The 21,176-nt window shown below is 61.3% G+C and carries 24 protein-coding genes; 12 read left to right on the top strand and 12 right to left on the bottom strand.

Annotated elements, in window-relative coordinates; genetic code table 11:
- Positions 1–175: 175 nt before the first annotated feature.
- Entirely contained in the window at positions 176–1,258 is a 1,083-nt protein-coding gene (locus NCG91_RS19315; RefSeq protein ID WP_251350836.1) for a DUF3667 domain-containing protein, read from the bottom strand.
- A gap of 134 nt (positions 1,259–1,392) precedes the next feature.
- Here NCG91_RS19315 and NCG91_RS19310 point away from each other — a divergent pair, with 134 nt between their 5' ends.
- The 3 genes from NCG91_RS19310 (at position 1,393) to NCG91_RS19295 (ending at position 3,956) form a co-directional block, all read left to right on the top strand.
- Complete coding sequence (locus tag NCG91_RS19310; protein ID WP_251350835.1) at positions 1,393–2,703, top strand: serine hydrolase domain-containing protein; 1,311 nt, start codon at positions 1,393–1,395, stop codon at positions 2,701–2,703.
- A gap of 466 nt (positions 2,704–3,169) precedes the next feature.
- On the top strand, positions 3,170–3,409 hold the full coding sequence (locus NCG91_RS19300) for a hypothetical protein (protein ID WP_077401383.1): 240 nt from the start codon (positions 3,170–3,172) through the stop codon (positions 3,407–3,409).
- A 154-nt stretch (positions 3,410–3,563) separates the two neighbouring features.
- A complete protein-coding gene (locus NCG91_RS19295; protein WP_251350834.1) occupies positions 3,564–3,956 on the top strand; it encodes a GFA family protein in 393 nt (130 codons plus the stop codon).
- A gap of 238 nt (positions 3,957–4,194) precedes the next feature.
- Here NCG91_RS19295 and NCG91_RS19290 read toward each other — a convergent pair whose 3' ends face one another.
- Positions 4,195–4,542: a hypothetical protein gene (locus NCG91_RS19290; protein WP_251350833.1), complete on the bottom strand. Its 348-nt coding sequence runs from the start codon at positions 4,540–4,542 to the stop codon at positions 4,195–4,197.
- A gap of 199 nt (positions 4,543–4,741) precedes the next feature.
- Between NCG91_RS19290 and NCG91_RS19285 the strand changes: the two genes are divergently transcribed.
- The 7 genes from NCG91_RS19285 (at position 4,742) to NCG91_RS19255 (ending at position 7,821) form a co-directional block, all read left to right on the top strand.
- Entirely contained in the window at positions 4,742–5,203 is a 462-nt protein-coding gene (locus NCG91_RS19285) for a GNAT family N-acetyltransferase (RefSeq protein WP_251350832.1), read from the top strand.
- A gap of 136 nt (positions 5,204–5,339) precedes the next feature.
- Positions 5,340–5,747, top strand: coding sequence for a GNAT family N-acetyltransferase (locus tag NCG91_RS19280; protein ID WP_251350831.1), 408 nt, complete (start codon positions 5,340–5,342; stop codon positions 5,745–5,747).
- 29 nt (positions 5,748–5,776) lie between these two features.
- Positions 5,777–6,223, top strand: coding sequence for an immunity protein RhsI2 family protein (locus tag NCG91_RS19275; RefSeq protein ID WP_251350830.1), 447 nt, complete (start codon positions 5,777–5,779; stop codon positions 6,221–6,223).
- 105 nt (positions 6,224–6,328) lie between these two features.
- Positions 6,329–6,892, top strand: a complete 564-nt coding sequence (locus tag NCG91_RS19270) for a hypothetical protein (RefSeq protein WP_251350829.1) — start codon at positions 6,329–6,331, stop codon at positions 6,890–6,892.
- Between the two features lie 9 nt (positions 6,893–6,901).
- Positions 6,902–7,210, top strand: a complete 309-nt coding sequence (locus tag NCG91_RS19265; RefSeq protein WP_251350828.1) for a hypothetical protein — start codon at positions 6,902–6,904, stop codon at positions 7,208–7,210.
- 175 nt (positions 7,211–7,385) lie between these two features.
- Entirely contained in the window at positions 7,386–7,586 is a 201-nt protein-coding gene (locus NCG91_RS19260; protein ID WP_251350827.1) for a DUF3079 domain-containing protein, read from the top strand.
- A 64-nt stretch (positions 7,587–7,650) separates the two neighbouring features.
- Complete coding sequence (locus NCG91_RS19255; protein WP_251350826.1) at positions 7,651–7,821, top strand: hypothetical protein; 171 nt, start codon at positions 7,651–7,653, stop codon at positions 7,819–7,821.
- A 3-nt stretch (positions 7,822–7,824) separates the two neighbouring features.
- Here NCG91_RS19255 and NCG91_RS19250 read toward each other — a convergent pair whose 3' ends face one another.
- A complete protein-coding gene (locus NCG91_RS19250; protein ID WP_251350955.1) occupies positions 7,825–8,970 on the bottom strand; it encodes an MFS transporter in 1,146 nt (381 codons plus the stop codon).
- Between the two features lie 257 nt (positions 8,971–9,227).
- On the opposite strand from NCG91_RS19250, the gene NCG91_RS19245 reads away from it, so the two are divergent.
- Entirely contained in the window at positions 9,228–9,845 is a 618-nt protein-coding gene (locus NCG91_RS19245; protein ID WP_251350825.1) for a TetR/AcrR family transcriptional regulator, read from the top strand.
- 3 nt (positions 9,846–9,848) lie between these two features.
- Here the strand turns inward: NCG91_RS19245 and NCG91_RS19240 are convergent, their stop codons facing one another.
- Together NCG91_RS19240 and NCG91_RS19235 are read right to left on the bottom strand one after the other, a co-directional pair.
- Positions 9,849–10,319: a GNAT family N-acetyltransferase gene (locus NCG91_RS19240; RefSeq protein WP_251350824.1), complete on the bottom strand. Its 471-nt coding sequence runs from the start codon at positions 10,317–10,319 to the stop codon at positions 9,849–9,851.
- Between the two features lie 49 nt (positions 10,320–10,368).
- Positions 10,369–11,028, bottom strand: coding sequence for an XAC2610-related protein (locus NCG91_RS19235; protein ID WP_251350823.1), 660 nt, complete (start codon positions 11,026–11,028; stop codon positions 10,369–10,371).
- A 165-nt stretch (positions 11,029–11,193) separates the two neighbouring features.
- Between NCG91_RS19235 and NCG91_RS19230 the strand changes: the two genes are divergently transcribed.
- Positions 11,194–11,850, top strand: a complete 657-nt coding sequence (locus tag NCG91_RS19230; protein ID WP_251350822.1) for a tetratricopeptide repeat protein — start codon at positions 11,194–11,196, stop codon at positions 11,848–11,850.
- On the opposite strand, the gene NCG91_RS19225 is transcribed toward NCG91_RS19230, so the two are convergent.
- From NCG91_RS19225 to NCG91_RS19195, 7 genes are all read right to left on the bottom strand, one after another.
- Positions 11,837–12,817, bottom strand: a complete 981-nt coding sequence (locus tag NCG91_RS19225) for a ribonuclease Z (RefSeq protein WP_251350821.1) — start codon at positions 12,815–12,817, stop codon at positions 11,837–11,839. The two genes, NCG91_RS19230 and NCG91_RS19225, sit on opposite strands and share 14 nt — an antisense overlap.
- A gap of 46 nt (positions 12,818–12,863) precedes the next feature.
- On the bottom strand, positions 12,864–14,363 hold the full coding sequence (locus NCG91_RS19220; RefSeq protein WP_251350820.1) for a metal-dependent hydrolase family protein: 1,500 nt from the start codon (positions 14,361–14,363) through the stop codon (positions 12,864–12,866).
- A gap of 154 nt (positions 14,364–14,517) precedes the next feature.
- Positions 14,518–15,357 carry a formate dehydrogenase accessory sulfurtransferase FdhD gene (fdhD, locus tag NCG91_RS19215; RefSeq protein ID WP_251350819.1) on the bottom strand — a complete coding sequence of 280 codons (840 nt, stop codon included), beginning with the start codon at positions 15,355–15,357 and terminating at the stop codon, positions 14,518–14,520.
- A gap of 15 nt (positions 15,358–15,372) precedes the next feature.
- Positions 15,373–16,293: a bestrophin family protein gene (locus NCG91_RS19210; protein ID WP_251350818.1), complete on the bottom strand. Its 921-nt coding sequence runs from the start codon at positions 16,291–16,293 to the stop codon at positions 15,373–15,375.
- A gap of 27 nt (positions 16,294–16,320) precedes the next feature.
- Complete coding sequence (locus NCG91_RS19205; RefSeq protein WP_251350817.1) at positions 16,321–17,301, bottom strand: cytochrome d ubiquinol oxidase subunit II; 981 nt, start codon at positions 17,299–17,301, stop codon at positions 16,321–16,323.
- A 30-nt stretch (positions 17,302–17,331) separates the two neighbouring features.
- Complete coding sequence (locus tag NCG91_RS19200) at positions 17,332–18,711, bottom strand: cytochrome ubiquinol oxidase subunit I (RefSeq protein WP_251350816.1); 1,380 nt, start codon at positions 18,709–18,711, stop codon at positions 17,332–17,334.
- Positions 18,712–18,724: 13 nt separating this feature from the next.
- The gene (locus NCG91_RS19195; protein WP_251350815.1) at positions 18,725–21,037 is read right to left on the bottom strand and encodes an FdhF/YdeP family oxidoreductase; all 2,313 of its coding nucleotides are present in this window, start codon (positions 21,035–21,037) and stop codon (positions 18,725–18,727) included.
- Between the last annotated feature and the right edge of the window lie 139 nt (positions 21,038–21,176).

Genomic DNA, 21,176 nt, shown 5'->3' with positions numbered 1-21,176 from the left:
TGGGTAGTTTAGTAGGTACGGTTGTCGCTTGGCATCTAAAAGCCGCATAAAGCTTAGTCATTCGCATTACACCGCTCCGCCTGGCAATAAAAAACCGCCCGAAGGCGGTTTCTTTATTTCCCGGTGGAAGCGAGCAGGGCGCCTTCGCGCCCCGAATCCCCCTGTTTTTGTGACCCTAATGCACGCTCTTCATCAACACCAGCACAATGAACACGCAAAACACGATGTTGGCCACTACCAGCAGCATGCAAGTGCGCCACAGCGCGCCCCATTTGCCCAGGTTGTAGGTGCCGCGTAGCTGCAGAAACATGTGCAGGGGCGGCGCCACGCACACCAGCAATCCGATCAGCCAGCCCTGGTTGAGTATCGATAGCGGTATCAGCACGGTCAACAGCAAGGACATGAAGCACAGCGAGTACAGCACGAACACCGCATGCTCGTACATGGTCACGCCAGGCTTCCAGAAAAACATCAGCCACATGAAGGGCAGCGAGATCGGGATCAGCAGGAACGAGAACTTGTAGATCGTGTTTTTGAGCTTGTAAAACGCCAACTCGGGATTCTCTGCGGCGTGATGAAAGCTTTTTTCCAGCTCCGGAAAAGTGGCGTCGGGATTGGGCGGGCTGGACGCGATCCTGGAGACAGTCTTGTCGAACCAACCGGGCTCTCTCAGCTCAACTGCCTCCTCACTGTTCACTTTTTCGGGTGATGCGACGTACAGCAGGCGTTGCTCGGCTTCGTGTTGCAGCTTGCGCGAAACGGCCAGCGCCTTCTCGACACCGGCGACCCCGGTATTGGCCTTGCGGGCCTCCTCCAGCGCCTGCTCATTGCGCTCGACGCGGAGCTTGGCGGACGCGGCGTGGTTGGTCAGCGAGGCGATATTGGCGTCGCGGCTGAGAAGCTGGCCGCTGCCGAACGAGGTGACGAAGAAGGTCAGGAAGACCATGAACAGGAACAGCGCCAGCGGCGAAACATAGTTCTTGCGCTGGCCGTCGATGTAGCGGCGCGTCAGGCGGCCCGGAAAGGCCACCAGCAGCGGGAGCGTCTTCCAAGCCTTGGCGTCGAAGTGCAGGATGCCGTGCACGACTTCTTCGGCCAGGTGCAGCAGAGAATGGTGGATGTGCGCCGGCTGGCCGCAGGCCTGGCAAAACGCGCCGCCCAGCGGCGCCTGGCAGTTGGCGCAGTTCGCCAAGTGCGCGGCACTGGCCGGCTGCGGCGTTTGATCGCCCGCGATCTCGCTGGCCGTCACATCTGCCATCGTCAGGGCGCCGGCCGCTTTCTGCTCACTCATCGTGCATCTCCCACCAGGAAAATGGCTGATTGTGCAACAAGGCGCCTGTATGTTCAAGTAAATACTGGCAAAAACGGCTATCCGTTCGACCAGCCCGGTGCGTGCTAAAAAAACGACGTTTTTCTTCCGCTTGTCCGCCGAAAACGCAGTTCGTCGCAAGCCGCTGGTTCTTTGCCGTCATCCTCTTTATCTTCCTTACTGAGCTGGCGCGAACGGTCGCGCTGCCGAGCCACTTTCAACGGGATATCCATATGTCGAAACTTTACTCGCGTCGCCTCGCCTCACCGCTGCTGCTGACATTGCTTTTGGTGCTGCAAGCTCCCGCCAGCCACGCTGACTCCGCCTCCACCGCCGCTCCTGCAAGCGTCACTGGGGCCAGCGAAGAAGTGGCGCTGGCCGCACGTATCGACAGCGAGATCGCGCCCCTGTTCAAGGCAAACGAGCCTGGCGCCACCGTCATTGTCACGCAGGCTGGCCTTACCGTGTTTCGCAAGGCGTATGGCATGGCCGACGTGGCCAAGGGCCTGCCCATGACCCCGGACACGGTGATGCGCATCGCTTCCATCAGCAAACAGTTCACCGCCACCGGCATCCTGATGCTGGCGGATGAAGGCAAGCTGGCTTTGGACGACGACATCCGGAAGTTCCTTCCCGACTACCCCAGCGGAGGCAAGCGCATTACGATCGAACATCTGCTGACGCATACCTCGGGCATCGCAAACTTTACCAACAAGCCGGCCTTTGAGGCGGGAATGAATACGGATCAGACGGTGAGTCAGATGATAGACAGCTTCAAGAACGATGCGCTCCAGTTCGAGCCAGGCACGCGCTATGCGTACAGTAATTCAGGTTACTTCTTGCTGGGTGCAATTATCGAGAAGGTCTCAGGCCTGTCGTATGCCAAATTCGTCGAGCAGCGCATCTTCGTGCCGCTCGGTATGCACGACAGCGCGTACGAAGGCCATGAGCGTGGCAGTGCGATGCGCGCCAAGGGCTATACGCGCAGCAGTGCCGGCTCCGCCTTCGAACCAGGTAAGGCGGTCAGCATGACGCTGCCGTACGCGGCCGGAGCGCTCGTGTCCACGGTGGACGACCTGGCGCGCTGGGATGCCGCCGTCAGCGCCGGCACACTGCTTAAGCCTTCCAGCCAGCAGAAAGCGTTTACCGCCCATGTCCTGGCCGACGGCAAAAGTGTTCCCTATGGCTACGGATGGAGCGTGCGCAAGATGCGCGGCATGCCAATGCAGTCACATGGCGGCGGCATTCCCGGCTTTTCCACCTACGCTTTGCGTCTGCCCGAGAAACAGCTGTATGTGGCGGTGCTGACCAATGCTGACAGGGGCCTCCCGGGGGCCGAAATGATTGCGGTGAAGGCGGCTACTATTGCAGTTGGCAATGGTTTTCCCGAGTAATTCGAGGGGGACGCACACGTGCCGCCAACCGGCGCTGCAGAGGCAGGCGGTCACCCGGTGTCAGCGATCCTTCTGCCACCGCCGCCTGCAACGCCTCCGCAACCCGCAACAAACGCGGCCCATTATTCCCGGCCAGGCGCGGCAAGCAGATGGTCAGGTTTCAATCTTGTATAGTTTGCAACTGGGACATTTTGTCTCAATGTATGGATATTGTTTTAAAGTAGTATGTGTCAGAACCTGCAGCAACACCATCCTTGCATGGCCGTCGCTGACGTTTTCACCTCGCTCATCCGCATTCGGCAAATCACGGCGCTCGGTGCTCTTGATATTTCATAGCTGGCTATAATGAAAGAGTCACGCAGGATGCCCTGGGGGATGGTTTGAACCGTAGTTGCGGAAGCAGCGTTTTGGGGAAGTGCTCCTCACGATAGACAGTGTCAAGTAATAAAACCTGGAAATACTCAAAATGATGGATTGGACCCCTATAGTCTTCGTTACGTTCAAGGCTCTCGTGCTTTGCACGGGCATGTTCTTCGCCATCAAGTGGCATTACGATCAAGGGAAGAAGGGGAAAGAGCAGGAGGCGCGCGCGGTGCTGCGCGCGGGCGGCAAGGTGGCCGCACTCTTCGTGCTCACGCTCCTGGGCCTGGGGCTCGTCACCTTCTTCGTCGTCAAGATGGTCGGTCTGGAGATGATCTGGCCCTGATGGCCAAGAATGGTCTGCCGGTATCCGGTGATGCGGCAGCAATTCCCCGCTGCGCGGCAGCCTTGCGCGCGCGGTACTTTCTGAATCATGTGTACCTTGTCTGTTTGGAAATACTGTGTAAAAATACAGTGTCAACTTTCAAAAAGGACTCCTCATGATCAAAGGCAGTTGCTGCTGTGGCTCGGTAAAGTTTGAATTGACATCCCCCCCGGCAATGATGGGCATGTGTCACTGTTCCCGTTGTCGGAAGGCCGGAGCGAGCACCCTGGCCTTCGTTGATAAAAATTCATTTACCTTGCTGGCGGGACGGGAATTCATTCAACGCTATGAGCCGGAACCTCCGTTTACATATGCAAGAACTTTTTGCAAAAAATGCGGAACTTCTTTAGGGGAAATTGGCTCAGAGAATGATTCATTTCCCATCTCAGTCAATTGCCTGGATGATGACCCTGAGGCAAGAATACAATTCCATGTGCATGTTGGCTCCAAGCCTGCATGGTATGAGATTTGTGATAGTGCAAAACAGTTTCAGGAAAGTCCGACATAATAAGAAAAGCCAGTCATTTGACTGGCTTTTTTATCGCATGTTGTCAGGTCCGGTGCGGGAGGATTGCTTTTATTTGCCCATGGCCCTGTTGCCTTGATATCTATTTCGTGGCTTGCTTTTCAATTGAGCCGGCATCCACGACGTCCAAGGCCTTTGTCCATGCGCCAATGGCGGAACTGGCCCTCGCGCCCATTCGACCTTGGCTTGCCAGGCGATCATTTATGCGCGATGCCCCCCTTTAACGGCTAACTGGCACGAACACTTCCCATTTATGCTGTATCGCGGGATTGACGGTCTTGGCGCAACTCACGGCAACATTCGGTCCAGACAGGCCGTGGCTTTGCGGAACCCATTTCACACGCAAAGCTGCCGCGCATTTCGTCACCAGAATCTTCCGGTTCGGCTCAAGGACTTGCCAACTTGTTCCCTTTTTGGAGTTTTCTGCTGCAATGAACTGTACTGCGGCCTCCCTGATTTCAAACAAGCCATGGATGTCGCCGCGTGTCCGGTCTTCGTCAAGCGTGGCCGCGAGTGCCGATGAGACGCCAGCAACAAGAAAAACGGCGACGACCAAGGAAGCGTACATGCATCTATTCAAACGTAACGGTGCCAACATATTTACATTCCTTGCCAAGTCTGTTCGATATCAGATAGAGATATGAAAGGTTTTGCATTCTACAGTCTGCAATCCCGGATCCGCCGTTTTTGTTCTCCGTTGGCGAGTACGTACTTTTCGTGGCACGATGATAAGTTCATCGGCTTTTCATTCAACTGACTGAACGCACATGGCTTTTACTTTTCACCCGTTTTCCGATATTCCCCACGAAGAATGGCTCCTTCTGTTGAATCACCCGGACGTCATCCGCCATATGCCACTGGCCACCGAACGTTGGACGGATGGCGCTATTGCGGAATGGGCGAAAGGCAAGGACGCGCAGTGGCAAGCGAATGGCTATGGACCGTGGGCTATCCGGGTGGATGGCGCGTTTGCCGGCTGGGGCGGTTTTCAGAATGAAGCGGACGAAGCAGACCTGGCACTGGTATTGCTCCCCGGGTTCTGGGGACATGGGCCGGCGCTGGCGCGCCATTTCATGCACCGCCGGCTGGAACTGGGCATTGGGCCGGTCAGCATCCTGCTGCCGCCCAGCCGCACTCGCGTCAAGGGGCTGACAAGAATCGGCTTCCTGTTTGATCGCGAGGTGGAGCATGAAGGCCAACGCTTTTTGAAATTCCGGGCATCGGAATGAGCGTCACAGGCATGGTGGGGACGGGAACAGCCTTTCTCTCCCGCAACTGGCATACTATTCAATGCATATGCGAATCTGAGCAAAGTTTGCAGAATCAAGCTATTCCCATGCGCGATCACTTTCCACTTTTGAATCCATGAAAAACAGCACTGTCGAATATCGCCATAACTTCCCCCTCGATCCGCTCGATGTCGTCCGTGTCTTCGATCAATCCGGCATCAAGCGGCCGACCGCCAATCTCCCGAGAATCGCGCGCATGTTCGCCGCACCTTGCCTCTCGCTGTCGGCTTGGGTGGATAATGAGCTGGTGGGATTGGCCCGCTCGCTGACCGATTATGCGTATTGCTGCTATCTGTCGGACCTGGCCGTCGACCAGCGGTACCAGGGCCTGGGTATCGGCAAGGAACTTGTCAAGCGCACTCAGGCGATCATCGGCGACGACGTGTCCTTGATACTGCTCTCCGCCCCGGACGCCATGTCCTACTATCCGATGCTCGGTTTCGAGCCTGCCGGCAACGCCTACGTCATCCGGCGCAAACATTGAGCGACTGTTTTTAACAATTCCCGCAGTTGATGAAACCCGTCTATACCCTCGCCGAAGCCCTGGCCAAAGATCCCGGCCGCGTCGCCAAAACCCAGGCCCTCACCCTCGACAGTGCCAGGCCCCACATGGGCCTGAAAGGCAGGCACGGCCTGTTCGCTTCCGTAGCCTGGTGGGAAAGCATCGAGGCCCAGCGCCTCCCGACGCAAACCTTGACGGGCATCATCGAACGCACCTATTTCGCGGGCCAGGACAGCCGCCGTGGCGATCAGGTCAACAGCTTCACCTTGCGCATGGCGGATGGCTCGGCAGTGGACGAAAGCATCTACATAAACCACAAGCAAGACATCAGGCTGTTCGTGCCTGGCGCCATGGTGACGATGGTCTACGCGCTGGATGAGCTGAAGGCACAGCCGGCCGCCGACGGCGGTGTCAATGTGGCGCGTATCGTGCTGGAAGTGGCCGTTTCTACGCGATAAGGCGATTATATGCAGTTGATACGGCTACCCCAAGCCTTCTGTTTCCTGTCAAAGCCATCTCTTTAATTTTGCATTAAATTAAGGATACTTTATGGCGGAGGCGAGATGGATGACGAACTCAGCGGTGAAAAATGGGGACGAAAATTTCCAGGCAGTACTAACACGAGGGATTTATCAGGAAATTTTCGTCTGGCCGTAGAAGACTTTCTGCATGCAATGAAAGAGGCTGGGATCAGGGTTGCAATCAATGCCACTTATAGACCACCGCAACGCTCTTACCTGATGCATTATGCCTGGAGACTCGCAAGAAAACAGCTGGATCCCCAACACATCCCAAAAATGGCGGGGGTGAATATCGAGTGGGATCATGGTGAAATGGACGCATCTGTCAAGGCTGCCAAGGCGATGTTGATTGTCTTGCAGATTAATCATTTGCCCATCAAGCCTGCACTACGCTCGCAACACAATTCTGGCCTTGCGATTGATATGGATGTGGTGTGGAGCGGAACGGTGGAGGTGAAAGATGCGAGCGGTAATCTGGTGAAGATTGCCACTTTGCCGAGAACCGGCATGAACAGGCAACTTATCGCGGTCGCTGCGACATATGGGGTCAAGAAATACAACGGGCCTGGAAGCGACCGGCCACACTGGTCTAATAACGGCTATTAAAGGAAAATCATGCGCGATTTTTTCCTGATAGTGCCAGTTTATTTTGTTCTCTCTTTCGCTTTTTCAGCCGAGCCACTCCCCAAGGATGTCAGCAGGTTTATCTATAACGCAGAAGCATGCGCGCACCTGGCGGGAGAGTTTGATGGGGAGCTACCCAAGCGGCAGCAGGATGACATTCTCAAGAGCATACACCAATACTGCAAGGCGGCGAAAAATCAGCTGAGAATTCTCAAGATGAAATATCGGGGCAATGCCAGGATGATGAAGGTCATCGAGAGTAATGCGAATGATGCGGTGACCAGTTATGAAAGGGAATGATGGTTATCTTTGGATGGCATAGTCTGGTCTTTGGGTGAACGTCAGGCGCAAGCTACCGCCACAGCAATCTTCACAAATTTGACTTGAGCAAATTTCTAGCTGAAATTGGTTTGACCTCCCCCCGCGCCAGGTCTAGAGTCAGGCAAGAACCTTCAACGGACCACCATCGCCTCCCATGGCCAAGCCCTTTCCCTTAAACCCGAAGAACCCCGAACGCATCTGCTGGGGCTGCGACAAGTATTGTCCGCCGGATGCCATGCGCTGCGGCAATGGTTCCGAACGCACGCAGCATCCGATCGAGCTGTTTGGCGAAGGCTGGAATGACTGGGGGCTGGCGGCGGCCGACAAGGCCGACAAGGACGAACCCCAGCCTTGACGGCAAGCGCAGTACGCGGCGCGCCGCTACAATCTCTTCATCGCGTCCGCGCTGAGGAATCTCCATGCAAGAAACCCTGTCCCGCTGGCTGGCAAGCAGCGCCGGCGATGTCCGGTTCGTCGAGCACCCGCTGCGCAACACGGCCACGGTGGCGCTGTCGCATGCCACCCTGGTCCGTTTCCTCGCGCAGACGGGACATGTGCCGCGCATCATGAGTGTCCCTGCGGCTCCCTGATGCTCAATGCCCAGCCACGGGCGCGCCGCCGCTGCGCCGTCCCGGCCGGAAACCATGCGCGCGGGCCGACCAGGCGATGGCAAAGGCCAGCACCAGCAAGCTGACCATGGCCCACGGGAAGGCGCCCGCGCCCCAGGTTTCCAGCAAGGCGCCGCCTGCCACGCCCGCTGCCGCGATGGCCCCATTCCACGCCACCACATTCATCGACAAGGCCACGTCGGCGCCGCTGCCGGCCGTATCGGCCAGCGCCGTCTGCAACAGCGTTGCCGCGCCGCCAAAAGACAAGCCCCAGACGGCCATGCCCAGGTAAATGACAATGGGAAACTGTGACGCGATGCCCAGCACGAGGGCCGTGGCGGCGAACACGCCCAGGCTGACCAGCACGGTGCTGCGCAAGTGGCGCTCGACCAGCTTTCCCGTGATCCAGATGCCGGCCATGGCGGCGGCGCCGAAGACGAGCAAGACCAGGTCCACCCGTTCCGTCAATCCGGCCGGCGCCACGAACGGGGCGATGTAGGTGTAGAGGATATTGTGCGCCAGCATCCAGGCGATGACGACGGCCAGCACGGGGCGCACGCCCGGCGTCGTGAAGACGCGGCGCAGGGGCAGGCGTTCATGGATGGACTGGCCCGGGTAGTCCGGCACCTTCGCCAGCACCCAGGCGATCAGGATCAATGTTAGGGCGGAAATGATCCAGAATGCGGCGCGCCAGCCGACGAGCGAACCGAGCAAGGTGCCCAGCGGCACGCCCAGGGACAGGGCGACCGGTGCGCCCACCATGGCCAGCGCGAGGGCGCGGCCTTGCTGATGCGGCGCCACCATGCGCCGTGCGTAGCCCGCCAGCAAGCTCCACGCCAGTCCGGCCGCCATGCCGGCAAAGAAACGGGCCGCCAGGGTCAGCCAGTAGTGGGACGACAGCGCCGTGACGGTATTAAACACGAGAAAGCCGATGATGGTCAGCAACAGCACGTTGCGGCGGCGCCAGCCGCGCGTGGCGATGGTGAGCGGAATGGCTGCCAGCAGGGAGCCGAGGGCATAGGCCGTGACCATTTGCCCGGCCAGTGCGGCGCTGATGCCGAGTCCCGTACTGATCTGCGGCAACAAGCCGGCGGGCAAGGTTTCCGTGACGATGCAAATAAAACCCGTCATGGCCAGGGCCAGCAAGCCGGCGACGGGGAGGCGGTCGGCCAGCGCAGGGCTGGCTCCGGTGGTGAGCGTAGCGTGATTCAAAGCGAAATTTCCTTGGAAGTGTGACGAGTGGGCCTGGCGCAGGAGTGCCCCTGACCGTCGTTGCTGCACATATGTATCGATCGGTATAAATATAGGCGATGGCGCGCCGCGTTGTCAACGACTTCTGTATCGAGTAGTATGTAAGTGGCATATGGGTAGATGAGAAGGAGCGATGGATGGCGCAAATGGGACGGCCGCGCACGTTCGACCGGCAGGCGGCGGTCGAGCAGGCCATGTTTTTATTCTGGCAACAGGGATATGAATCGACGTCCTTGAGCCAGCTCAAGGCGAGCCTGGGCGGCGGCATTTCCGCGCCCAGCTTTTATGCGGCGTTCGGCTCGAAGGAAGCGTTGTTCCGCGAAGCGGCGCAATGCTATCTGGACACGTTTGCACGCGTGACGGAATGCCTGTGGGACGATGGCCTGGCGCCGCGCGCAGCCATCGAGCTGGCCTTGCGCCAGTCGGCCAGCATGCAGTCCGATGCGGGCCACCCGCCCGGCTGCATGGTGGCGCTCGGTTGCATGAGCGCGCCGACGGCCGAGCATGCGGCTGTGGCCGCGCCCCTCACGCAATCGCGCGCCCGCACGCGTGCCGGCTTCGTGCGCTGCGTCGAGCGGGGCATGGCCAGCGGCGAATTGCCTGGTGATATGGATGCCGTGGCGCTGGCGTCCGTCTTCGACAGCTTTCTGTCGGGCGTGGCTATCCAGACCCGCGATGGCGTGGGCTACACCGTGCTGGACGGCGCCATCACGCAGATTCTGCGCGTGTGGGATGCCAGCCGCGTGCCGGGCTAGACGCTAGGCCGTAAAGCGAAACTCCAGCACGTCGTCGCCATACTTGTCCGTCTCGCCCGTCGAGGTCCAGCCCAGGTAGCGGTAAAAGCCGTAGGAACGCGAAGCGGGGTCGTCGGAGCAGCCGAGGAACAGCCGTTGATGACCGTGCGCGCGCAGTTCCGTCATCACCAGTTCCAGCAGGGTTTTGCCGATACCGAGCCCCTCGAATTCCGGCAGCAGTGCCAGGACGATGATTTCGCCCGTGTCGCGCTCGCCAAAGCAGTAGCCGACCAGCTGGCCGTCATGATGGCAGACGTGGCCAGGCAAGCTGCCCGAACGCATCATTTCCGCCCAGGTGTCGGCCGTGATGCCCACTTCCGCCAGGCGTTCCGCGGGCACGGCGTTTTGCCGTGTCCTGCCCCGCAAGTCGATGAAGGCCGGGGTGTCTTCCGCCTTGGCGGGATGGAAAGTAATCGATGTTGGGTGTGTCGTCATGTATTTGCTCGATGGTGTGGGATGAATGGCGGGCAGGGCACGATAAAAATCATTCCCAGGATTTGCGCATGGTTTGCGCATGGCGCTGCCAGTCAAAGATTTTGCTATTCTCGATTGCCTGCTGGCCGGCATTGCCGCTATCGATGATTTCATCCTTGACGATAATCAAGTCGTTTTTGTCATTCAAGCGGTATTCCCGATAGCGTTCGCAATCCTGTTCGCGCCGGGCGATGGTAATTAATTTGCTGGCTTGCCACGCATAGCTGTCTTCATAAAAGCATTGCGCCGCGCAGCCGCAATTGGGTATGCCCCCTTCGATTCTTTGCTCGGCCATGTTGATGTTCAGATTCGGAATGGCTGACAAGGGTGGATTGAAACGGTATTGCTGCGCTGGCGCATCCCACAGCCATACATCGGAACAGCGGATGCGTCCCTGGCTATCCGTGTAACCGGTAACCCACAGGTCGGCATGGCCGTCGAAATTCATGTCCAGCAGCAGCGCGTGCAAATTGCCCGTGCCACTGCTGCTGCAACTGCCATGCATCCACTGCTTTCCGATTTTCAGCCGATACGTCTGTTTTTCATCGTGATTCGCATAGCGGATATCTGCCGCTTGTTGCACTTTGCCTGTCGCGGCTTTATCCAGATGCAAGGTACCAGCATAGATCGAGGTGGAAATCAGGGATAAAAGCAGAGCGATCAGTTTCATGGCGATATTTATGGGCGGGCACGAGTGCACAATGCGTGGATTACATCAGGCGGAGAATGATCATACTGCATGAATCCGGCAATGCGCCACACGATTTCCTATCGTGCATTCTGCGCGGAACAGTGCTGTGTACAATGCCAAAAAATCCCCGAATAAGGAATCTTTATGAGCCCCTCTCCTGAATCTTTGAATGAAGCGGGCATCCTCGCTTATAACGACGGTCATTATGCCGAGGCCTTCAAGCAATTCGATGCGGCGGCGCGCACCGGCGATCCGGCCGGCCAGCATTTATTGGCCAGCCTGTATTACCAGGGCCATGGCGTGACGCAGGATTTGCCGAAAGCGGTGGAATTGTTCACGGCGGCCGCGCAAGCGGGTTTTCCGCCGTCGCTGGCGAATCTGGCCCTGATGTATGCGGGCGGCGATGGCGTCGCGCAAGACATGGCGCAATCGCTCGCGTATGGCCGCCAGGCGGCCGAGGCGGGCGATGGCCAGTCGCAATTCAACCTGGCGCAGGCTTACCGCAAGGGGATTGATGTACCGCAAGACTATGCCGAGGCGGCGTTCTGGTACAAGCAGGCGGCCGAAGCCGGCTCCCTGTCGGCGCAGAACGAGTACGGCTTGCTGTACGCGCAAGGGCAGGGCGTGGAGCTCGATTACGTGCAGGCGTATGCGTGGATCGCCATGCCGGCCGAGGCGGGCAGCGCGCAATCGATCAAGAACCGCGACCAGTTGCTGGAAATTCTCACGCCGTCACAGCAGCAGGCGGCGCGCGCGCTGGCCGCGGAGTATGCGACGCAGTATGGCGTCAATCCCCACTGAGCGACGATTTTGCCGGCAGTTTGCTCAGCACGCCGGCCGCGTCGAGTTCATAGCTGTCGAAATCGCGCGCGAGGAATAGTTTGCCCGAGTAATGCAGCCGCGCTTCCGCTTCCAGCTCGGCCATGCCTTCCGCATGGTGATAGCGGGCGCTGAAGTGGGTGAGGATCAGGTTCGGCAAGCGGACCGCTTCGGCGAACTGCGCCACGCGCTGCACGGAACTGTGCGTGGGGCCGGGCCCCACCTTTTGCAGCATGGCTTCCGTGTAGGTGGCTTCATGCACGAGCAATTGCGCATCTGCGCAAGCGTCGGCCAGCAAGGCTGGCGTGTCGTTGTCGCCGCCGACCACCACCGTGGTGCGCTGCGTTTCCGTCTGGCGGAAAGCGGCGGCACGCAAGACCGTGCCATCGTCGAGCAGCGCATCCTGGCCAGCCTGCAAGAGTCCCCAGGCGGAACCGGGCGGCACGCCGGCCGCCTGCAGGGCGGCCTTGTCCAGCTTCCACCTGCTCGTTTCCAGCGCGAAACGGTAGCCGACGCTCGGTGCGCGGTGCGACAGCGCGTGGCGCGAGACGGTCAAGCCCGCTTCCTCGTACACCACTGGCGCGCTGTCCACGTCGATGTGGATCAGCGGATACGTCAGGAACAGTTCCGTGTGCAGCAGGGTGGCGTCGAGCCAGGCCTTGATGGCGGCCGGGGCGATCAGCAGCAAGGGCTTCTTGCGCCCCGTCATCGAGGCGCTGGCCAGCAAGCCCGGCAGCCCATAACTGTGGTCGCCATGCACATGGGTGATGCAGATGCCCACCAGGTCGTGCACGGACAGGGGGATGCGCTGCAGCCGGTGCTGCGTGGCTTCGCCGCAATCGATCATCCACCAGTCGCGGTTGTGCGTCGTTTGCAGGGCCAGCGATGTGACGTTGCGGTAGCGCGTGGGCACGCCGGAAGACGTGCCGAGAAAAGTCAGTTTGAACATGGGCGCATTATGCGGCAAGCCGACGCCGTTGCCAACGCGCCAGTCTTCAGCTTGCCAATGGCGCGCGCAATTTGTCCTTGTAGATGCGTCCGTTCTTCATGATCAGCAGCAGGTTTTCTTCCGGCTGGGCGAGGAAATCCAGGTTTTTCGCAGGGTCGCCATCGGCCACCAGCAAGTCGGCCAGCGCGCCCGCGGCCAGCTTGCCCAAGGTGCCAGGGTAGGGCGAGCGCTGGCCGGACAGGGCCAGCAGTTCGCCATTTTGCCCCGTCGCCTGCGCCAGCAAGGTCAAGGGATCGTAAAAGCGCGTGAGTTTTGCCAGCTGGCGGCCTTGCGTGGGCGTGTTTTTCGCGTTGAACAGGATATCCGTGCCCCAGCCCGTCTTGATGCCGTACTTTTGCGCCAGCGCATACGCCCTCACCGTGCCTTCGGATACGATCCTCTGGCTGGCCTTGCGCGCCGCATCGGGATACACGTTCGCATCCGCGTCTTGCAGGAACGGTTGCAGGCTCCACCACGTGCCCGTGTCGCGCATCAGGCGCGCGGAGTCGTCGTCGGCCAGCTGGCCATGCTCGATGCTGCGCACGCCGGCGCGGATGGCCCGCTGTATGCCTTTCGGCGTGTAGACGTGGGTCATCACATACGTGCCCCAGTCGGCCGCCGCTTCCACGCCGGCGCGCAGTTCGCGCTCCGAATACTGCGTACTGTCGAGCGGGTCATACATGGAGGCGACGCCGCCGCCCGCCATCATCTTGATCTGCGTCGCGCCCAGCATCAGCTGCTCGCGCACGCGGCGCAGCACTTCCGCCTCGCCATCGGCGATCATGGCCATGCCCGCCGTTTCCGCCATGCCCAGCGGTGCATTCGCCGCGCGGGGGATATCGGAGCGCAAACGGAAGTCGCCATGACCCGAGGTTTGCGAAATCATGGCGCCCGACGGAAAGATGCGGGGGCCGTCGACGATGCCTTCATCGATGGCGCGCTGCAATGCAAACGCGGGGCCGCCCGGATCGCGCACGGACGTAAAGCCCCGCAGCAAGGTGCGCTGCGCTTCCTGCGCCGCCACCAGGTACAGATAGCCGATATCGGACGTCATGGCCGTCACCTGGTTGATGGCGGCCAGCATGGTGTGCCAGTGGGCGTCGATCAGGCCCGGCATCACCAGCTTGCCCTGGCAATCGATCACTTGCGCGCCGTCCACCTTTTCGCCGGCCGGCAACAGGGTGGTAATGGTCGGGCCCGTCACCAGCACGTGGATGCCGGAGCGGGGCGCCTTGCCCGTGCCGTCGAACAGGCGCAGATTGGTCAGCAGCAGGGGGCGCTGGGGCGTTTGCGGCTGCTGGGCGATGGCGTTGCCGGTGGACAGGCCGAGGCCGATGAAGGGCGCCAGCATGGCGGCCGCGCCGCCGAGGAATTGCCGGCGCCGCATGTCCGCCATCACCCGCTGGTGCAGGATGGTGAAGACGGTGCCGCCGCAGTCGCAGGCGCGCGGCTTCAAGCCGCCCGTTTGCCAAGTGTCCGCCAGATGCTGCTCCTGTGCCAGGGCCATCGCGTCATCCTTTCATCGCTGCCGCGCCGTGTGCTGGCAAGCGGACAAAGTTAATTAATGGAAACAATGACCATTGAAAGCCCGCAGCGATGGCAAGTCAAGCGTGCACTTGCTTTACAGCAAAGAATGCAGCATCTGCCGTTCAAGGTACATGCTAAGGTGCATGCTGGCCGCTATCTTCGCCCGCCGTGTAATCGACAAAGCCGTCGCGGCGGCAAAAGCTGGCCAGCTGCATGCCGGCCTGGCGCGCGATGCGGATGGCCAGCGAGGTGGGTGCCGAGATGGTGGCGACGAGCCCGATATGCATGCGCGCCGACTTGCGCACCAGTTCATAGCTGGCGCGGCTGGACAGAAAGACGAAGCCGTCGTGCATGGCGATGCGGTGCAGCGCCAGGTAGCCGATCAGTTTATCCAGGCCGTTATGCCGGCCCACGTCCTCGAATACTTTCACGATGGCGCCCTCGGCCGTGCACCAGGCGGCCGCATGCACGCCGCCCGTCTTGTGCATCAGCTCCTGGTAGGGCAGCAGTTCGCGCGCGGCGCGGCCGAGGATGGCGCTGCTGGCGACCAGCGGCGGCAGGGGGCGCGTGATCTTTTCCGGCACCAGGTCCAGCAGGGCCAGGCTTTCGATGCCGCACACGCCGCAGCCCGTGCGCCCGGTCAGCGCGCGGCGGCGGGCCTTGAGCTTGATCAAATCCGGCTGTGCGATGGTCAGCCGCACTTCCGCGCTATCCTCGCCGCAGCACACGTCGAGGTCGTAGATGTCGCGCACGCTGCCGACGATGCCTTCGGTCAAGGTAAAGCCGACGGCGAATTCCTCGAGGTCGCGCGGCGTGGCCATCATCACGGCGTGGGCGATGCCGTTGTAGACGAGGGCCACGGGATACTCCTCGGCCACCATGTCGCGGCCCGCCGTGGCCACGCCCCCCTGGTGGCGCACCATGGGAACGTCCAGGTAGCCGTCGCGTTCGATGGTGGTGATGTCGCATTCCATGATTTTTTCCTCCGGTTAATCGATCTGATAGCGCGGGCAGGGCCGTATCGAGGGCGGCAGCGGGTCGCCATGCAATTCCAGCAGCGAGCGTTCCGTTTCCCGCGTCATGGCATTGAGGGCCAGGCAGTTGGGCGCCAGGCCGAACGGTTCGGCGATCTGCTGCGCGATGGCTTCCAGCGCAAACAGGGTGTAGGCGACGAACACGGAAATGAGGGGCGTGGCCACGCCGATGGCGTCCACCAGGCCCAGCGGCAACAGGAAGCAATACATGTAGACGGTGCGGTGCACCAGCACGCCGTATGGATACGGGATCGGCGTGTTCTTGATGCGCTCGCAGCCGGCCACGGTGGCGGCCAGGTCGTTGAGCTGGGTGTCGAGCATCCACAGCAGCTGCGTCTGGCCCGGCTGGTGCTGCACGGCGTCGTGCAGCATGGCGCGCACCGCATGCAGTATGGCGACGGGCTTGAAGTTGACGCCCTGCAAGCGCTGCACGTCTTCGGCCGGCAGGTAGCGCGCCAGGTCTTCCTGCGGGTCCGTCTGGCGCAGCTGGTGCTTGAGCGCGTAGACGAAGGCGACCAGGCGACGCAGCAGCAACTCGTGGTCCAGGCCGCTCGTTTCCTGCGGCAGATACGTGAGCGCCTGCGAAGCGAGGGCCCGCGCGGCGATCAGCAATTGCCCCCAGATATGCCGCGCCTCGACGAAGCGCGCATAGCTGGCGTTGTTGCGAAAGCCGAGAAAGATCGCCAGGCTGATGCCGACCATGGGAAACGGCGCCGTATCGAGCGGAATCTTGACGCCGAAGATACGGCCATCCGTCAGCAAGGCCAGCGAGCTGACGACCAGCATCAGCAGCAATTGCGGGATGATGGCTTGCAGCACCGAGCCATCCCAGACAAACAGCATGCGGAACCAGTTGGTGGTGGGGCGAATGATCATGATGGAAGACGCATGCTGTGATGTGAATCAATGTTTCCGGGGCACGACTTTGCCCTCGAAGACGTAATATTGGAACAGGTTGTAGCCGATCATGATCGGCAGCATCGTGCCCATGCCGATCAGCATGAAGATCAGGGTCGGCTCATCGGACGCGGCCGCCGCGATGCTGAGCTTGCCCGGCACCAGATCCGGGAAGAAGCTGATGGCCAGGCCCGCGAACGACGCCAGGAACAGCACGATGGCGCCGCGGAACGGGCCGCGCACGCCGTTCACGTGCACGGCCCACAGGATGTAGATGAAGGCGCTGGCGGCGATGGCGGCCAGGGCCAGCAGCACGCCGAACACGCCCGGCTGCGCCCAGCGGTCGTGGCCGATGGCGCTGAAGACCATGGTGCCGGCCGACAGCACGATGGCGGCCGCGACCGTCGCCAGCACGCTGGTGGTCGCGTAGCGGCGCGCCGCCGCTTCCAGCAAGCCGCCCGTCTTCTTGATCAGATACGTGCTGCCCAGCAGGCAATAGCCGGCCACCACGCCCAGCGCCGTGCACGCCGTGAAGATGCCGCTCAGCCAGCCCGGCTGCAAGCCCGTGATGACCTTGCCCAGCACCACGCCCTGCGCCACGGCGGCCAGCAGGCTGCCCACGCCGAAGACCACGTCCCACAGGCGCTTGTTGCCGGCCGCGTGGCGGAACTCGATCGAGGCGCCGCGCATGATCAGGCTGGCGATCAGCAGCATGATGGGAATGTACAGCTGTTCCAGCAAGGTGGCGTAAGCGCTGGGAAAGGCGCCGAACAGGGCGCCGCCCACCACCACCAGCCAGGTTTCGTTGGCGTCCCACACGTGGGCGATCGATTGGAAGATCAGGTTGCGTTCCTGCTCGCGGCGGGTGAACAGGCTGAGGATGCCCACGCCCAGGTCGAAGCCGTCCGTGACGACGTAAAAGATCAGCATCAGGCCGATCAAGCCGAACCAGGCATTGCCCAGCATGGCATGCGAATTCATATCCATTACATACTCCTAGTCAGATAGCGGCGCATGTCAATACCCCGCGGCATGGGCGGCGTCCGGCAGCGGCAGCGCCACGTCCGGGCCTTGTTGCAGCCATTTCTTTGCGAACACAAAGAAGGTGAGGAACAGCACGACGTAAAACACGGCAAACATCAGCATGCTGCCGGCCACGGCGTGGGCCGCCACGTCGGAGACGGCGTCGCGCGTGCGCAGCAAGCCGTACACGACCCACGGCTGGCGGCCCACTTCGCGCACGATCCAGCCGCACTCGACGGCGATGTAGGGCAGCGGAATCGTCAGCACCCAGGCCAGCAGCAGCTTGCGGTTGCACACGAACTCCTGCACCCGTCCACCCACCTTGCGCCAGGCCACGAAGGTCCAGAACGACAGCAGCACGAACCACATGCCGATGCCGGCCATGGCGCGGAACGCGTAGTACAGCAGCGGCAGCATGGGCGGCTGGTCTGCGCGGGCGATGTCGGCCAGGCCCGTGATCTTGCCCGTGGCGCTATGCGTGGCGATCACGCTGAGCATGCCGGGCACTTCGACGGACCAGTCATTCTTTTGCTCCGCCTGGTTGGGCCAGGCCAGCAAGGACCAGGCGGCCCCTTCGCCATCGCGGTTCGTGTGCCAGTGGCCTTCGATGGCCGCGCCCTTGGCGGGCTGGGTCTTAAAGACGTCGACGCCGCTGGAATCGCCGAGCCACACTTGCAACGGTGCGATGACCAGCAGCAACATCAGCGCCAGCTTGAACGAGCGGGCGAAGAAGGCCGGTTCGCGGCGCTTGAACATATACCAGGCGGAAATGCCGGCGATGACGAACAAGCCCGTTTCCACGGCGGCCACCCACATGTGGCCCACGGCCCAGGCCATGTCGGGATTGAAGATGGCGGCCACGTAATCGGTGACGATGATCTTGCCGTCCGCCACGCGCACGCCGGCCGGCGTCTGCATCCAGGAATTGGCGACCATGATCCAGAACGAGGAAATGCTGGACCCCAGCGCCACCATGCCGGTGGCAAACAGGTGCACGCCCTTCGGTACGCGGCCCCAGCCGAACATCATGACGCCGATGAAACCCGCTTCCAGCATGAAGGCCATGGCGCCTTCGAAGCCGAGGATGTTGCCGATGAACTGGCCGGAATGGTGCGAAAACGGCGCCCAGTTGGTGCCGAACTGGAATTCCAGGGGAATCCCGCTGACGACGCCGACGGCGAAGTTGAGCACCAGCAACTTGCTCCAGAAGCGTGCGTGGCGGTAGTAGACGGGGTCGCTGGTGCGCAGCCACAGCGCCTCGACGACGAACAGGAACAGCGACAGGCTGATCGTCAAGATGGGCCACAGGATGTGGAAGATGGCCGTCATCGCAAATTGCGCGCGCGACAGGTCCAGGGTATCGAAACCGAACATGGCGTTCTCCTGTTCAGCTGACTGCGGCCGAAGGCGACAGCAGCACGGGGATGGATTTGAAGGTCGGCGTGCGCGAACCGTAGCCGACGCTGTCGAGCGGCACCAGCGGATTGGTTTCCGGATAGTAGGCGCCGATGCAGCCGCGCGGGATGTCGTACTCGACCAGCAGGAAACGGTCGGCGCGGCGTGCTATGCCGTCGTGCCACACGCCGATCAGGTCGACCCAGTCGCCGGCCGCAAAGCCCAGCATGGCCAGGTCGTCCTTGTTGATGAAGACGACGCGGCGCTGGCCGAAGACGCCACGGTAGCGGTCGTCCATGGCGTAGATGGTCGTGTTGTACTGGTCGTGCGAACGCGTCGTCATCAGCACCATCAGGCGCTCGCCATATTGCTGGCGCGCACGGTGGATCGGCGTGTCCAGTTCCACGGCATTGACGAGGAATTGCGCCTTGCCGCTTTCCGTCTTCCATACCCGTTCGCGCGAGGCGATTTCTAGATGGAAACCACCCGGCTTGGCCACGCGCAAGTTGTAGTCGAAAAAGTCATCGAACACTTGCTCGATGGAATCGCGCAGCAAGGCATAGTTGCCGGAATAGCGCAGCCAGTCGATCTTCTCGCTGCCCAGGGTCGCTTGCGCCATGCCGGCCACGATGGCGATTTCCGAACGCAGGTTGGGCGAGGCGGGCTGGTTCATGCCGAACGAGATATGCACCATGCTCATCGAGTCTTCCACCGTCACGCCTTGCGCCACGCCCGACTGCACGTCGATTTCCGTGCGTCCCAGGGTGGGCAGGATCAGCGCATCCTTGCCGTGCACGAGGTGGCTGCGATTGAGCTTGGTGGCGATGTGCACGGTCAGGTCGCAGGAGCGCAGCGCGTCCCAGGTGCGCGGCGTGTCCGGCGTGGCCATGGAGAAATTGCCGCCCAGGGCGACGAACACTTTCACCTTCTTCTCCAGCATCGCTTCGATGGTGCCGACGGCGTCGTAGCCGTGGTGGCGCGGCGGCTCGAAGTTGAAGACGAGGCCCAGGCGGTCGAGGAATTCCTTGGTCGGCTGTTCCTCGATGCCCATGGTGCGGTCGCCCTGCACGTTCGAGTGGCCGCGCACGGGGCACAGTCCCGCGCCCCGCTTGCCGATATTGCCGCGCATCATCATCAAGTTCGACAGGATTTGCACGGTGGCCAGCGAATTCTTGTGCTGCGTCACGCCCATGCCCCAGGTCGAAATGACGGCCTTGCCCTTGACGTAGATCTGCGTCAATTCCTCGATCTTGTCGCGCGCCACGCCCGATTCGGCCAGCAGCAAGTCCCAGCTTTCCGCGCGCAGGTCGGCGGCGAAGGCGTCGAAGCCGCTTGTGTGTTCGGCGATGAAATCGCAGTCGAGCACGCGCTCCTGGCCGTGGGCGACGGCGTCGTCATCGAGTTCGACGACGCGCTTGGCCATGGCCTTGATCAGCGCGAAGTCGCCGCCCAGGGTGGGGCAGATGAACAGCGAACAGATGTTCGTGCTGCCGCCCGTCAGCATTTCCAGCGGGTGCTGCGGGCTCGTGAAGCGTTCCAGGCCCCGCTCGTGCAGCGGGTTGATGGACACGATGGTGGCGCCGCGGCGCGACGCTTCGCGCAATTCACCCAGCATGCGCGGGTGGTTGGTGGCCGGGTTCTGGCCGAACAGCAGCAGGGTGTCCGCATGCTCGAAGTCGTCCAGCAGCACCGTGCCCTTGCCGATGCCCACCGTTTCCGGCAAGCCGCGGCTCGTCGCTTCGTGGCACAGGTTGGAACAGTCGGGGAAGTTGTTCGTGCCGTAGGCGCGCACGAACAGTTGATACAGGAAAGCCGCTTCGTTGCTGGCGCGGCCCGACGTGTAGAAGGCGGCCTGGTTCGGGTCGTCCAGCGCGTGCAGGTGGTGCGCCACGAGGGCGAAGGCGTCGTCCCAGGAAATGGCCTGGTATTTGTCGCTGGCCGCGTCGTACACCATGGGGTCCGTCAGGCGGCCATGTTGTTCCAGATCATAGTCCGACTGCTCCATCAATGCGGTGACCGTGTGCTCCTCGAAAAACTCGGGGCGCACGCGCTTGCTCGTCGATTCGGCGGCCACGGCCTTGACGCCGTTTTCGCAGAATTCGAACGTCGACGCGTGTTCGCGGTCGGGCCAGGCGCAGCCGGGACAGTCGAAGCCGTCGGGCTGGTTTTGTTCGAACAGCGAACGGTAATTGCCCGCGCTGACTTTCTCCTTGAACAGGTTGATGGCCACGTACTTGAGGGCACCCCAACCGGCCGCGGCATGGGTGTAGGGCGCGATGCGCGCGTCGGACTTTGGCTTGCTCATGATGACTCTCCTGGTGATATGCGATGGGACAATCACATGGTAGGGGCGGCGGCTTGCCCCGTAGGCGCACAGTTCCGGACAAAAAAACAGAGTACAGATGGCAAGGTGACGATGCCGGTCGCGCCGGCGCCGGCCGTGA

Source organism: Janthinobacterium kumbetense (assembly GCF_023703445.1).
Classification (GTDB): domain Bacteria; phylum Pseudomonadota; class Gammaproteobacteria; order Burkholderiales; family Burkholderiaceae_D; genus Janthinobacterium; species Janthinobacterium kumbetense.
This window is presented reverse-complemented; position numbering and strand designations above follow the sequence as displayed.